Source organism: Paenibacillus ferrarius (genome assembly GCF_002027705.1).
GTDB lineage: Bacteria > Bacillota > Bacilli > Paenibacillales > NBRC-103111 > Paenibacillus_E > Paenibacillus_E ferrarius.
The window spans coordinates 60119-72988 of sequence record NZ_MBTG01000007.1 but is presented as its reverse complement, the minus strand read 5'-3'; the positions used below and the strand labels follow the sequence as shown (position 1 = coordinate 72988).

Genomic DNA, 12870 nt, shown 5'->3' with positions numbered 1-12870 from the left:
TCTAGATTCATTGATGGTTTCTACCATAAGCATCTTATTTCCTGCATTTGCCTACTTATAATTTTGGAGTATGCTTCTCGAGGCCATCTTAATGCTAAAAAGACCCCGAATCCCTTGTCAAAACAAGGAAGAGCGGGGTTCTTGTAATACAGTATAAATTTACATCTTGAAAGAGTTAAGCAGATGTTCAATATTTGTTCTAGCATACTTGACATGCTTGTTGTCTCGGGTCAATCGGCTTGCCATGATGCCGCCTTCGATCGACGAGAAGATGAAGGAAGCGAGGGACTCTGTGTCGATGTCCGCTCGATATTCCGCGTCGGCAACCCCTTTTTGCAAAATGCCTTGGATGAAAGCCAACATTTGCTCGTAAGCTCCTACGGCACGGTCACGAAGTATCGGATAGGAATGATCGCTTTCAATCGCTGTATTCAGAAAAGGGCACCCACCTTTGATCGGAGGATTATGAACGGTATCGCTGTAGACATCGCACATTGCAATCACCTTGTCCGTAGCTGTCGATGCTCCTTCAACCGCTGACGCAAAGTGTTCCCAGAGCACTTGACCAGCGTAAGCAAAAGCTTCCAGTGCAATCTCATCCTTGTTCGCGAAGCTCCGATAAATCCCGCCCTTCGTCAGGCCGGTTGCTGCCATAATGTCTTGTATGGTTGAACCTGCGTAGCCTTTCTCATTGAACAGCTCCGCGGATTTCATGATAATATGCAATCGTGTTATTTCACCTTTACGCATTTGCAGGTTCCTTTCACAGAGACGTTGACACTCTCATAATATTGTAACATTTTATAAGTGAATCATAGCATAGAATGTTGTACGATAAAAAAAGACCGTACGGTTCGGTCTCTAATTTTGAATGACAGAATATTTATAATGAAAAGGATGAGATTCCTATGGCGAAAATGGCTAGATCGAAAAGGAGCTACTTGTACCCCTTGCTCCTGACAGCATCTTTAATTTACATCGCTTACGTCACTTTAACGAATTTATTCTTCGATCCACAGGCTGTTGATTTTCTGAGCCATAAAATGAATTTGAAACGCCCAATTAACCTCCCGATTTGGTTGAATGTGATGCACGTCCATGTTGTTGCGGCTTGTATGGCAATGCTCACGGGGATATTCAACTTCTCCAATACACTCTTAAGAAAATATCGCAAGCTTCATAGAGTGAATGGTTATTTATATGTCATTTTTGTGTTCGTGGTCGTTCTAACCTCGGGTTATATGGCGCCTTACAGCACAGGAGGCAAAGCGAGCAGCTTGCCCTTCAACCTTGTCAGTATCGTTTGGTTCGCGATGACCATTGCAGCCATTGTGCAAATTAAACGCAAGCAAGTCAGCAAGCACCGGAAGTGGATGGTTCGCAGCTATGTTTTCTGTTTCACGAACTTTTTCATTCATTTATTCAGCTATATTCTGCATAAAGGCGGGGGCCTGCCCTATGAATTGAGCTATACACTGGGCGTATATGGAGCGATTTTAACTAACTTCATTTTGGCAGAGATTGTGATTCGGTTTGTGTACGTCAAGGCTCCAAATGTGGCAGTTCAATAAGCAGTAAAGGAGAGTTTCTATGCATATACAAATCGTATTATTTGATGGCTTTGATTTGCTTGATGCGATTGCCCCTTATGAAGTATTTTGTGCAGCCCAAATGTACACAGGCGAAGATTTGCATGTCGAACTCGTGACGGCGGAAGGGGCTAGGCTTGTTTCGAGCGGCATTGGCGGGCTGCAAATCCGGCCAGCGGAAGGCTTGATCCAGAAAAGGGGGGACTCATTCTGGTGCCTGGCGCATCCGGTGAGGTAGCAGGCGAGGGTGAGCATACGGTGCCCAGCATTCTGAGGCGGGTGATGGAGACCAAGCTGACGCCAAGCATGAAAGAAGCTATGCAGCGATCGGATCTGACAGTTGCGACGGTCTGCGGAGGCTCACTGCTGCTAGCGATGGGCGGATTATTGGAAGGTCGACATGCGGTGACGAATCATCTCGGTATGGATGTTCTGGGAGCGACCGGGGCGATCCCGATCACCGCAAGGGTCGTCGATGACGGCAATCTGGTAACAGGCGGGGGAGTGACGTCAGGTCTTGATGTAGCGATCTACTTGGTTGAGCGAGAACTTGGCCCGCGTATCGCGCACGCGGTGGAATTGCTTTTTGAGTTCGAGCGACGGGGAACAGTGTGGCGCAATCAGGGACTTCCGGTGGTGCAGCAAGCGCCAGCTGTGGCTGATTCTGCAGCCGGACCCGAGCTTTATAGCCAACATCAAGGAAGCAAGGATACAACCACTGACAACCTGTTTGATGGGGAGTGGGAGGCCGCTATTTCTACGCCCGTGGGTAAAATGTCTGTTACTCTCAACATCCAGACCCGCGATGCTCACATATATGGTGAAGCCCGGCAAGGCAGCGAGGTTGCCGTGTTCAAAGATCCCGTTCGAAGAGGGAATCAGCTGACTTGGTCGCAGCGTGTTACGAAGCCGATGCGCTTGAACTTAAAGTTTGAGGTGATGGTCGAAGGCAGTCGCATGACAGGTGTCGCCAAGGCCAGTGTGCTGCCGGCCTCCCGGTTAGTGGGGGAACGACTCGTCGGGAATCAATAAGCTATGGGGGGTTCGCTGCAAGTACATGAGTCGTGTACTTGCAGCGAGCCTCTCTTTTGTTTTCCAGGGATAAGGGGTGTGTCTGGAACTAGCTGAATTTCGGTATTTACACGGGGACGGTTTCGTTTCTTCTCCATGGTGAGTTTTGGGGCTCAGAAGCTGCCTAGTGATGTTAAATTTCTAATCTTCCAACAAAAATGATAAAATAAACTTATCAAGTGTGGTCGTCGGGAGAACTTCGCATAGGGTAGTCCAGTCATGAAGCATCATCAGGAGGTAAACAATATGGAATTTTCCTGGAAACGAAATCTCATTACATTATGGATCGGTGTATTTTTTTGTGGGATGGCTTATACCATTTCGATTCCTTTTTTACCCATTTTTCTGCATACGGAATTAGGTATTGATAAAGGGCTGGAGGCCTGGTCGGGTATCACCTTTGGCATCACCTTTCTGGCCAGTGCGTTAATCGCTCCTTATTGGGGATCGTTAGCGGACAAGTATGGGCGTAAGCCGATGTTGATCCGCTCGGGGTTTAGCTTAAGTGTTCTGTATTTTGCGACATTTTTCGTTCATGATCCTTACTTGTTTCTTGGTGTTCGGATTCTTCAGGGCTTGCTTGCCGGGTTTGTGCCAGCTTCGATTGCATTAGTTGCCACGAATACGCCGGAAAAAGAAGTAGGCTACGCGCTGGGTGTGATGTCAACAGCAAGCGCCGCGGGCAGTGTAATCGGTCCGCTGGTCGGAGGTTTCGTCAGCCACTGGGTAGGCAATCGGGAATCCTTCTTAGTCTCCGGATGCGTCGTATTAGTTGCCGCCTTTATCGGACTATTCGGTGCCAAGGAAACCAACTTCAACCGCTCCGCAGTGCGGTCGGGCGTCATCGATGATCTGAAGTCAGCTGCGCATAATCGCCCATTCATGATGATATTGGGTGTCACGATGCTGGTCGCGACTTCCGTTATGATTGTCGAACCGCTGCTGACCATCTATGTGCTGCAGATGGGCGGCAGTCAGGGCTCAGCTTCGCTAACCTCAGGCATTATCTTCTCGGCTGTAGGCATCGCAACCGTTATCGCTGCTCCAAGATGGGGCAAGCTCGGGCAAAAAATCACCTACTCCAAAACACTGTTCATCGGCCTTCTAGGCGGAGGAATAGGAAATCTGCTGCAGCTCGGTACCCATCATTTGCTGGCTTTTGGTATTTTGCGCTTTAGCTACGGGCTGTTTTTTGCAGCGGTCTACCCAGCACTAAACGCACTCATCGTGAAATTCACCGATTCCAGCTTTCGCGGCAGAGCGTTTAGCTTAAATCAATCCGCTACGCAGCTTGGGACTATGAGCGGCCCGATTATCGGCGGCTTCTTGGGCGGCTGGATTGGCATCCCGCTTGTTTTTGCCGTCAACGGCCTGGCGTTAATCTGCGTGGCCTTCTTTTTCAAATACCGCGGCCCCAAAGTTGCGACCGTTGCGGCTTCGCCGGAGTAGGGCGCGGCGAAAGGGGAGCGCGGCCGCGAAAGCCAATAAAGCCTTCTCTGCGGAGAGAAGGCGCTGAAAGCCGCCCGAGCCACTCGAAGAGGCAGTCTCGGGAGGAAACTAGCGGGAATCCGCGGGGAAGCCGACTGAGAGGCCAAAGAAGGGCTGTTCTTCAAGTAGCTAAATCTACTTGAGGCTAGCCCGCAAGGTCATCTTTCTACTAGCCAAACAAGTCAATGAGTCCTCACTCTCATCATAGCGCCAATTGTCGAGTTAACTGATCGAGAAGGGCTGTTCCTTAAGTAGCTAAATCTACTTGAGGCCAGCCCGAAAGCTCAGTTTTCTACTAGCCGCACAAGTCAATGAGTCCTCACTCACATCATAGGGCCAGTTATCGAGTTATCTAACGCCATTTTGCCATAAGTGTGTTATTCTCTCCCTTGTCATAGCTGCATCCCGCCGCAGTTATGGTATATGTCAGATTATTAGGGCCAATTTCACTTTTCCAAATGAGGGATGAGGTAATGGGCATAGGTTGGCCGCTGAGGGCAGCAGCTTGAAAGTTGTTCAAGCTGGCAGTTTGCCTCAAGTCGGTATATTTTGCGAAATTCCTGCGAATATGCATCCTTTTCGTCCAGAAAATAAGCGAAATGGTGAAAAGCCTGCAATTATGCATCCTTTAGAGACCTTTTCTCCATTCCAGGATGGAAAAGCTTAAAAAGCCTGCATAATCGCAGGCTTTCTGACGTTTTCTCCCGATTTGATCGAAAATGCCTGCATTTTCGCAGGTTTTTCGAAATCGATGAGGTATGGACCGAGAAGCTGGCGAACTTTGGAGCAATCCAGCACTCCGCCAGCTTGCGCCCATCTCTCGTCACCCCAGGCCCATCCCTTGCATTTAAGCGCTTTCAAGAGAAAAATAGAAAAAAACAAAGATTTTTGTGAATTTTAACACATTTTCAGCAGGATTCCGTAAATTTTTGTCGTATTTACTACTTTACCAGAAAATTGATCCTAACAAATTAATAGGGAATTGGGAGAGAACCGTATGCATGTTCGTTCATTTCAACTTGGTGATACTTCTTCGGTGACAACACTCTTGCAGGACGTTTTATCGGAAACCTGCTATGAAGAAACGATGGAAGCATTTGCTCGTCAGCTCTCTTGGGATACAGAACTTGTTCTTATCGCGCAAGAAGAATCGCAAATTGTTGGCATGATTATCGGGACCATCGATAACAACAATGGCTACTATTATCGCATTGCAGTTGCCACAGAGTATCAACGTAAGGGTATTGGCAAGGCTTTGATCGAAGCAATGAAGCAAAGGTTCCTCTATCGGAACGTGAACAAAATTATGGTGACGGTCGACGTGCATAATGAAATGGTGCTGCCTGTATATGAATCAGCGGGCTACAGTACTTCTGATTTTTCCCGGGCTGCACATCGTCTGAGTATTGTAAAGAAAGTCAGCGTGTAACGGATTGTTCGGATGCTCTTGGAATTGAATAGACTGGGTAGAGGGAAGCATATCGGTGCCGCCATTGCATTTGGGGGTCAGATATGCTTTTCTATATAGTAGGGAACTTATCGGCAGCTATCAATAGAGGAGCTTTGAGACATGGAGAATTTCGCGCCGTATGTGATAAAAAGCTTCAAACACGATGGACATCTTCATCGGATGTGGCTGACGAACTGGCGAGTTCCGCAGCATATCCTGCATACGGACCATCAACAGCAAAATATGATGGTTTTTATCAACAGCCAAACGAAAATTCAGGAAGCAGACGGGAAAGAATGGGTTAGCCGCATTCCAGGCGTTTCCTTCTTCATTCCCAAAATGTGGTTTAACATTGTAGCTCTTATAGAAGAAGCTGGGGTTCGATATTATTGTAATGTGGCCTCACCGATGTATGTCGCCCAGCAGGTTCTGACTTATATCGACTATGACCTTGATGTCATACGTATGCCGGACCGCTCTGTGCATATTGTGGACCAAGATGAATATGAACGTCATAAGCTTAATTATCACTATTCGCCGCTAGTTGAAAGGAAAGTGCAAGAAGGACTGGCGGCTGTTTTGGAACTGGTGAATGGGGACAAACCCCCTTTTCAGGATGAGATGGTTCTGCATTATTATGAACAGTGGGAAAAGCATAAGAACGGAGGAGCATGAATGAGCTTCTTTGTAAGCCGCAATGAAACGAATAAAGCGACTGCCCAGTATAAACAGGAGGCAGAGTCGAAAAGCTTCACACACGAGCTCTGGGATTGGACGAAATCCATTCTTGTAGCTCTTCTTGTCGTTATTCTCGTGCATCAGTTCGGGTTCAACCTTTCGACGGTGCGGGGGAATTCGATGCAGCCCACCCTGCAAGAGGGGGAGTGGTTGTTCGTGAATAAGGCGATTACCTATTTCAAAGCGCCGAAGCGGGGCGAAATTGTGATCATCAAGGAATCGGAGGATTTTACGTTGGCGCAGCACCTTTTCCTCGTGAAAAGGGTGGTCGCGGTAAGCGGCGACGAGGTGCAGGGCCGAGCGGGCTTTCTGTACATCAACGGCGTTAAAATTGAAGAGCCGTACACGGACACGCCCATTCAAGACGGCGACTTCGGCCCAACGCAGATCGGGCAAGGGAACGTCTTCGTCATGGGCGACAACCGCCACGCGGCAGCAAGCGCAGACAGCCGCAGGTTCGGGGCTGTTCCGACCAGCTTGATCCAAGGCCGGGCGGAATGCATTGTGTGGCCACTCGCGGTGGCCGCTGGGCTTTAAACCAACTGACACGAATGAAAAGAGGTGAGACGAATGGCGGTTTCCACTCCCATCGCAACAGGAACGCCTGCGGATTTCAGCAAGCTGCAGCAAGAGATCGTGGATGCCGCGTCGTCTCTTGGCATTGATAAAATCGGCTTCGCTTCGGCGGAGCCGTTCACGGAACTGAAAGACATCCTTCTCCGTCACCGGGAGAAGGGATTCGAATCCGGCTTCGAGGAGCCGGATATCGAGAAGCGAGTCAACCCCGGGCTGAGCTTCGACGCGCCGAAGTCGATCATTTCGATCGCTGTGGCGTACCCGTCGAAACTGCCGAACCCTCCCCGATCCGAGCCAGGGGCGTATCGGGGCATTATTTCGCGCTCCTCGTGGGGGAGCGATTACCATGACGTGCTTCGCGACCGGCTCGCGAAGCTGGAGGCTTTCATCGCGGAGCGCGTGCCAGATGCGCGATTGATGAGCATGGTCGACACCGGTGTCCTTGTCGACCGGGCCGTGGCCGAGCGTGCGGGGATCGGCTGGAGTGGCAAAAACTGCGCCGTCATCACACCGGAGTGGGGCTCGTGGGTTTATTTGGGCGATATGATTACAAATATTCCGTTTACACCCGATACATCTATTATGGATCAGTGCGGGGATTGCACGATTTGCATAGATGCCTGTCCGACTGGGGCTCTAGTCGGTCCAGGGCAGCTCAATTCAAGCCGCTGCATTTCTTTCATTACGCAGACTAAGGGCTATATCGACGATGAATACAAGCGCAAGATCGGCAATCGCATCTACGGCTGTGATACATGCCAAATCGTTTGCCCGAAGAATAAGGGCATGAACTGGACGCATCAGCCCGAGCTGCAGCCTGACCCTGAGAAGGTCAAGCCGCTGCTGATCCCTTTGCTCACCATGACAAACAAGGAGTTCAAAGAACAATACGGACGTATTGCTGCTTCGTGGAGAGGCAAGAAGCCGATTCAGCGCAATGCGATTATCGCCCTTGGCAATTTCCGGGACCAGTCAGCCGTGCCGATTCTAAGCGAGCTTCTGCTAGCCGATCCACGACCGGAGATCCGTGCGGCCTGCGCATGGGCGCTGGGCAGAATTGGCGGCGAAGAAGCGTCGTCGGCGCTGAATAATGCCCAAGCCAAGGAACAGGAGCCTGTTGTCAGGGAAGATATTGAGAAAGCCATCACTGCTGTAAGCCAATCAGCTTCAAGGTGAGGAGGAACCATACACATGACACGTATGCAACAAGCAGGAACCATTCTTCGCTATACAGAAGTCGCTTCACCGATAGGCCCACTCGTCCTTGCTGCAACATCACAGGGACTGTGCAATATTGCGTTTGGAACCATGGAACATAATCAAGAGCGATTGCAGGAATGGGCGGATCGTTGGTTTGGCAGGCATGAATGGCAAGAGGATACAGCGCATCTGGCATTGATTGCCGAGCAGTTGGAGCAATATTTTCGCGGAGACCGAACCTCTTTTGACGGTGAACTCGATTTACAGGGAACTGATTTTCAGAAACGCGTTTGGACGGCATTGTTAGCTATTCCATACGGCGAAACAGCTTCTTATAAACATATAGCAGAAGCCATTGGCTCCCCGAAAGCGGTTAGAGCAGTTGGCGGAGCGAATAATAAAAACCCGATTCCGGTCATCATCCCGTGCCATCGTATCATTGGCGCTAGCGGGGAGCTCGTTGGCTATGGCGGCGGGCTGGATATCAAAATACGGTTGTTAGACCTGGAACGGCCTCTTACCGCAACAACAATCTGAATAAAATGGAGTGTATCCTATGAAATATGTCCATTTGGATTCCGTTGAGTCGGGGCAATATTTGGGTCGAACGATATTTGCCAGCAACGGATCTATTTTGCTATCTGAAGGCGTGCAATTAACGGTATTCATGATTAATACGCTCAACCGCATCGGGGTTACGATGATTTATATTAAAGACGAGAGCCTGGAGGATGTGGAAATCCCGGAGATTCTTTCGGAGGAAACGAAACGGATTGTGATGCAGCAGATGGGTCAAACCTTCGCAGCGATTCAATCGGGCAAGGAATTTAACTCCCGTTCCATGAGCATTTCGATCAATACCTTGCTCGATGAAGTGATGAAGAACCGTGATGTCCTTATTCAATTGACCGATATTCGCACGAAGGATAATGAGATGTATGTCCATGCGACGAACGTTTGTATGATGGCTGTGTTGATCGGCATTAATATGGGCTTCAATGAGACGCAGTTAAAAGAGCTTGCCGTTGGCGCGCTTCTTCACGATGTAGGCAAAGTCGAACTTCTGTACGACGATGAATCGCTGGATCTCAAGAGACATCATACGTGGAGAGGCTTTGAGCTTTTGAAAAACAAACGGGAATTCAGCTTGCTGATTGCCCATGTGGCGTTTCAGCACCATGAAGCTGTAGATGGCTCTGGCTATCCGAGGGGACTTTTGAGCGAAGATATCCATATCTATGCCAAAATTACAGCTGTCGCTAACATGTATGATAATTTGCTCTTCGATACCTCATTAGGTCGGCGTATGCTGCCATACGAGGCTTGCGAGCATATGATGGCGCTAGCTGAAACTAAGCTGGACCGCGATGTGGTGATTCAATTTCTGAAAATCGTTTCTATTTATCCAACAGGGGCTTCCGTTCGCCTCTCCAGTCGGGAGACTGGTGTCGTCGTGGGGCAGCATCGCGGACTGCCAAGCCGGCCCATCGTTCGCATTGTCAAACAGGATGCCACGGATCGGGAGCTGGATATTAAAGAGATTGATTTGGCTAAACACACGACTCTTTTCATCGAACAAGTGCTATAATTTGGGCGGGTACCTATTTGTAAACAGATGAACAGAAATGATATGATAAAGCAAGCAATCCATACCAATTTGTACAAGCAGGGGGCATTCACGATGTGGAGTTATCTTATACCTATTCTCACGTTGATTGTGGGCTTAGTCGGCGGGTTTTTCATCGGTGTATTCTATTTAAAAAGACAGCTGGAATCGATGCAGAACAATCCCGAAATGCTGGCCAAAATGGCGAAGCAAATGGGCTACAACATGAATAAGCAGCAATTGAATAAAGCGCAGCAAATGATGAAAAACCAAAAGTGGAAATAATACGTAGGGTGTAAAAGAACCCTTCACAAGGGCTGTGCTGTCCACCGTACAAACGGCTGACAGCACGAGCCCTTCCTATTATGGTCAGGTATGAAAGCTATAGGACATACCGGTACTATTCAGAGGTGGCTATTCGATGGCAAGCAACAAAGACCGCATCCTGGAGGCAGCGATGGATCTGTTTCATGACCATGGCTTCCAAGGGACGGGACTGGAAGATATTTTGTCGAGCAGCGGGGTTTGTAAAAGTAATTTTTATTATCATTTCAAAAGTAAAGAAGAGCTGGGCCTTAAGGTGATTGAACGCAAGGTTCAGGAGATGCGGCAAGCCGTTCTGGAGCCAAGCCTCGGCAATGCGGATTTGTCGCCGAAGCAGCGGGTGCTCGGCTTGTTCGAAAGGATGCTGAGCTTCTGCGAAGAGCATGCCTGTCGGAAGGGCTGCTTCTTCGGCAACTTGGCTTTGGAGCTTAGTGACAGCTCAGAAGAGCTGCGTAAGCCGCTGAGCCGTTTTTTCAGCGAGATGGAGGCTGAGGTCGAATCTTGCTTGCAGGATGGGCGCAAGCGCGGTGAGCTCTCTCTGCAGGGGCTGAGCCCCGTAGAGTTGGCGACACCGATCGTTTCGCTGCTGCAAGGCGGAATGCTGCTCACCAAAGCGCACAAAGACAGCAGAGCGATGCGCGACAGTATCAAGGTTCTGACCATTTGTATGGGATAGAAGAAAGAGGTGGAGAAAAGATGGCATCAATCGAGTATAAGAATACAAGAGTCTCCGAGAATCGGGAACTCATTGAGCAGCATGTTCGGGAGATTTTGAGGCTGATTGGCGAAGATGTAGATCGGGAAGGTTTGCTTGACACACCTGCTCGCGTAACCCGGATGTATGAAGAAATATTTTCTGGTTATGAGGCGAATCCCCGTGATGTGCTGGGTGTAACCTTTGATGAGCAGCACGAAGAGCTGGTGATCATTAAAGATATTATTTATTACAGTCAATGTGAGCATCATATGGCGCCCTTTTTCGGGAAAGTGCATGTCGGGTACTTGCCTAGCGGTAAAGTAGCGGGATTAAGCAAATTCGCCCGTCTAGTGGATGTGATTACACGCAAGCTTCAGGTGCAGGAGCGAATTACATCGGAGATTGCCGACATTCTGGATGAAGTGCTGAAGCCGCATGGCGTCATGGTTGTGGTGGAAGGGGAACATATGTGTATGTGCTCCAGAGGCGTGAAGAAGTATGGCAGTCAGACGATAACCTCAGCGGTTCGCGGTTCTTTCCGGACGGATTCGACGCTTCGCTCAGAGTTTTTGTCCTTGTTAAAATAAATAGTTCGCGCAAGGGGATGTGCATGGAGACAAAAGTCTTGTGCAGCATTCCTTTTTTTTGTTAAGAGTGACGGCTATGACTTGTTGCAAGGTAGACGGATATAGTATTCTTTTATAAACGTTATTGGGGAATAGGAAAGAGCACTTGGGAGGCAAGCTTATGAATGACATACGAAAATATCGGCCCGGTGAGGCCGCTTCCTCTAAAGTGAGCGAAGAACGAGATGAATTTGAACGGGATTATGCGCGGCTTATCCAATCACCGACCTTTCGGCGGCTGCAAGGGAAGTCACAGGTGTTCGGTGCCGGATCAGGAGATTATTATCGGACACGACTCACGCATTCGCTGGAAGTTGCCCAAATCGCCAGAGAAGTGGCGAAGCGCTTAGAGCGGACGAATCCGTTCCTGCAAAAAAGAGAGCACCCGGGGCTTATTATCGACCCTACGGTGGTGGAATGTGCGTCGATCGCCCATGATTTTGGACACCCACCTTTTGGGCACAAAGGGGAAGAAGTGCTGAATCATATCCTGCTGAAGGATCATGGCTTGAAATATGAAGGCAATGCCCAAAACTTCCGGATCCTGATGTTTCTGGAGAAACGGGCAGGCAGCGAAAGCGGTCTGGATCTAACCTCAGCAGTACTTCTGGGTATCAATAAATATCCCTTCCTGATTGAAGAAGAGTCCAGACTCAAGGGCGTGTATGGCTCAGAGTGGGATATCATTCGAGAGCTTAGAGCGGAGTGGAAAATGCCGGAGGGCTGCTCCACGCTGGAAGCTCAGTTGATGGATTTGTGCGATGATATCGCCTACTCCACCCATGATATTGAAGACGGCATCCGCGCGGGGAAAATTCAAATGAATGCGACCTTTTTTGAAGATCAGCGGTTGATCCGGCATCTGGTTATGGAGATCTTGAATGATCCCAACAAGCATAAATTCGGGTGGGAGCAAGTCGATATTGAGCTGATGGTCAGACAGGTACTGTCTGATTATCTGGAGCAATGGGAGCAGATCTTTGCAGAATGCAATCGGGAAGAATCGCGGACGCGCAGAGAGATGAAAGCTCGCTGGGTGAGCTCCTTCGCCAGCTGTCTGGATATCATTGATGATCCGGATCGCGGCTGGAAGAAGGTTGCGCTCGTCAAAGACGGAGCGGAGGATATGAACCTGCTGCGGACGATGGAAATCCTCAAAAAGCTCGCATGGGTTACCCTGATCAAGGATTTCCGGGTGCTGCGCTTGCAGAAGCGCAGTGAGATCATCGTGGAGCGCTTATGGTACAGCTTCATCGATCAAGACAAGGGGCAATGGATTATCCCGCCCGACTGGATTGACAGCTACGAGCGCCGCAAGGGCAATTGGAGCTGGCCGCGATTCGTTGCGGACTATATTTCCGGCATGACAGACGCCTACGCTGAGAAAGTATACGCCGAGCTGTTCGCAAGCAAATCGGGATCGATTTACGAAATGGACTAGATGCCAGTTTATCGCTAGCATAGAAGTTAAGAGAACGTTGACCCTGTCAGCGTTCTTTGTTTTT

The 12870-nt window shown here is 49.3% G+C and carries 15 protein-coding genes and 1 pseudogene; 14 read left to right on the top strand and 2 right to left on the bottom strand.

The features are described 5' to 3' along the window. Positions 1-159 precede the first annotated feature (159 nt). Positions 160-750, bottom strand: a complete 591-nt coding sequence (locus BC351_RS08695) for a TetR/AcrR family transcriptional regulator (protein WP_079410800.1) — start codon at positions 748-750, stop codon at positions 160-162. 158 nt (positions 751-908) lie between these two features. Between BC351_RS08695 and BC351_RS08690 the strand changes: the two genes are divergently transcribed. The 7 genes and pseudogenes from BC351_RS08690 (at position 909) to lepB (ending at position 6873) form a co-directional block, all read left to right on the top strand. Further along, positions 909-1571 (top strand): DUF2306 domain-containing protein, encoded by a 663-nt coding sequence (locus tag BC351_RS08690; protein ID WP_244208929.1) that lies wholly within the window; start codon positions 909-911, stop codon positions 1569-1571. A 19-nt stretch (positions 1572-1590) separates the two neighbouring features. After that, positions 1591-2621: pseudogene (locus BC351_RS08685) on the top strand (DJ-1/PfpI family protein). Positions 2622-2906: 285 nt separating this feature from the next. Next, positions 2907-4109, top strand: a complete 1203-nt coding sequence (locus BC351_RS08680; RefSeq protein ID WP_079410798.1) for an MFS transporter — start codon at positions 2907-2909, stop codon at positions 4107-4109. A 544-nt stretch (positions 4110-4653) separates the two neighbouring features. Then, complete coding sequence (locus BC351_RS42115; RefSeq protein ID WP_158082018.1) at positions 4654-4815, top strand: hypothetical protein; 162 nt, start codon at positions 4654-4656, stop codon at positions 4813-4815. Between the two features lie 330 nt (positions 4816-5145). Next, positions 5146-5577: a GNAT family N-acetyltransferase gene (locus BC351_RS08665; RefSeq protein WP_079410792.1), complete on the top strand. Its 432-nt coding sequence runs from the start codon at positions 5146-5148 to the stop codon at positions 5575-5577. Between the two features lie 141 nt (positions 5578-5718). After that, positions 5719-6273, top strand: a complete 555-nt coding sequence (locus BC351_RS08660) for a DUF402 domain-containing protein (protein WP_079410790.1) — start codon at positions 5719-5721, stop codon at positions 6271-6273. After that, on the top strand, positions 6274-6873 hold the full coding sequence (gene lepB, locus BC351_RS08655; RefSeq protein WP_079410787.1) for a signal peptidase I: 600 nt from the start codon (positions 6274-6276) through the stop codon (positions 6871-6873). It begins immediately after the preceding gene. Here the strand turns inward: lepB and BC351_RS43270 are convergent. After that, complete coding sequence (locus BC351_RS43270) at positions 6870-7049, bottom strand: hypothetical protein (protein ID WP_244208939.1); 180 nt, start codon at positions 7047-7049, stop codon at positions 6870-6872. The two genes, lepB and BC351_RS43270, sit on opposite strands and share 4 nt — an antisense overlap. On the opposite strand from BC351_RS43270, the gene queG reads away from it, so the two are divergent. From queG to BC351_RS08620, 7 genes are all read left to right on the top strand, one after another. Further along, positions 6973-8088: a tRNA epoxyqueuosine(34) reductase QueG gene (gene queG, locus BC351_RS43265; RefSeq protein WP_244208937.1), complete on the top strand. Its 1116-nt coding sequence runs from the start codon at positions 6973-6975 to the stop codon at positions 8086-8088. The genes BC351_RS43270 and queG overlap by 77 nt on opposite strands. A 15-nt stretch (positions 8089-8103) precedes the next feature. Next, positions 8104-8649 carry a methylated-DNA--[protein]-cysteine S-methyltransferase gene (locus tag BC351_RS43260; protein WP_244208928.1) on the top strand — a complete coding sequence of 182 codons (546 nt, stop codon included), beginning with the start codon at positions 8104-8106 and terminating at the stop codon, positions 8647-8649. A 19-nt stretch (positions 8650-8668) separates the two neighbouring features. Next, positions 8669-9700: an HD-GYP domain-containing protein gene (locus BC351_RS08640; protein ID WP_079410783.1), complete on the top strand. Its 1032-nt coding sequence runs from the start codon at positions 8669-8671 to the stop codon at positions 9698-9700. Between the two features lie 93 nt (positions 9701-9793). Beyond that, positions 9794-10003, top strand: a complete 210-nt coding sequence (locus BC351_RS08635; RefSeq protein WP_047687552.1) for a YneF family protein — start codon at positions 9794-9796, stop codon at positions 10001-10003. 136 nt (positions 10004-10139) lie between these two features. After that, positions 10140-10718: a TetR/AcrR family transcriptional regulator gene (locus tag BC351_RS08630; RefSeq protein ID WP_079410780.1), complete on the top strand. Its 579-nt coding sequence runs from the start codon at positions 10140-10142 to the stop codon at positions 10716-10718. 20 nt (positions 10719-10738) lie between these two features. Next, positions 10739-11326, top strand: a complete 588-nt coding sequence (folE, locus tag BC351_RS08625) for a GTP cyclohydrolase I FolE (protein ID WP_079410777.1) — start codon at positions 10739-10741, stop codon at positions 11324-11326. A 160-nt stretch (positions 11327-11486) separates the two neighbouring features. Then, positions 11487-12806 carry a deoxyguanosinetriphosphate triphosphohydrolase family protein gene (locus tag BC351_RS08620; RefSeq protein WP_079410775.1) on the top strand — a complete coding sequence of 440 codons (1320 nt, stop codon included), beginning with the start codon at positions 11487-11489 and terminating at the stop codon, positions 12804-12806. The last annotated feature ends 64 nt before the right edge of the window (positions 12807-12870 follow it).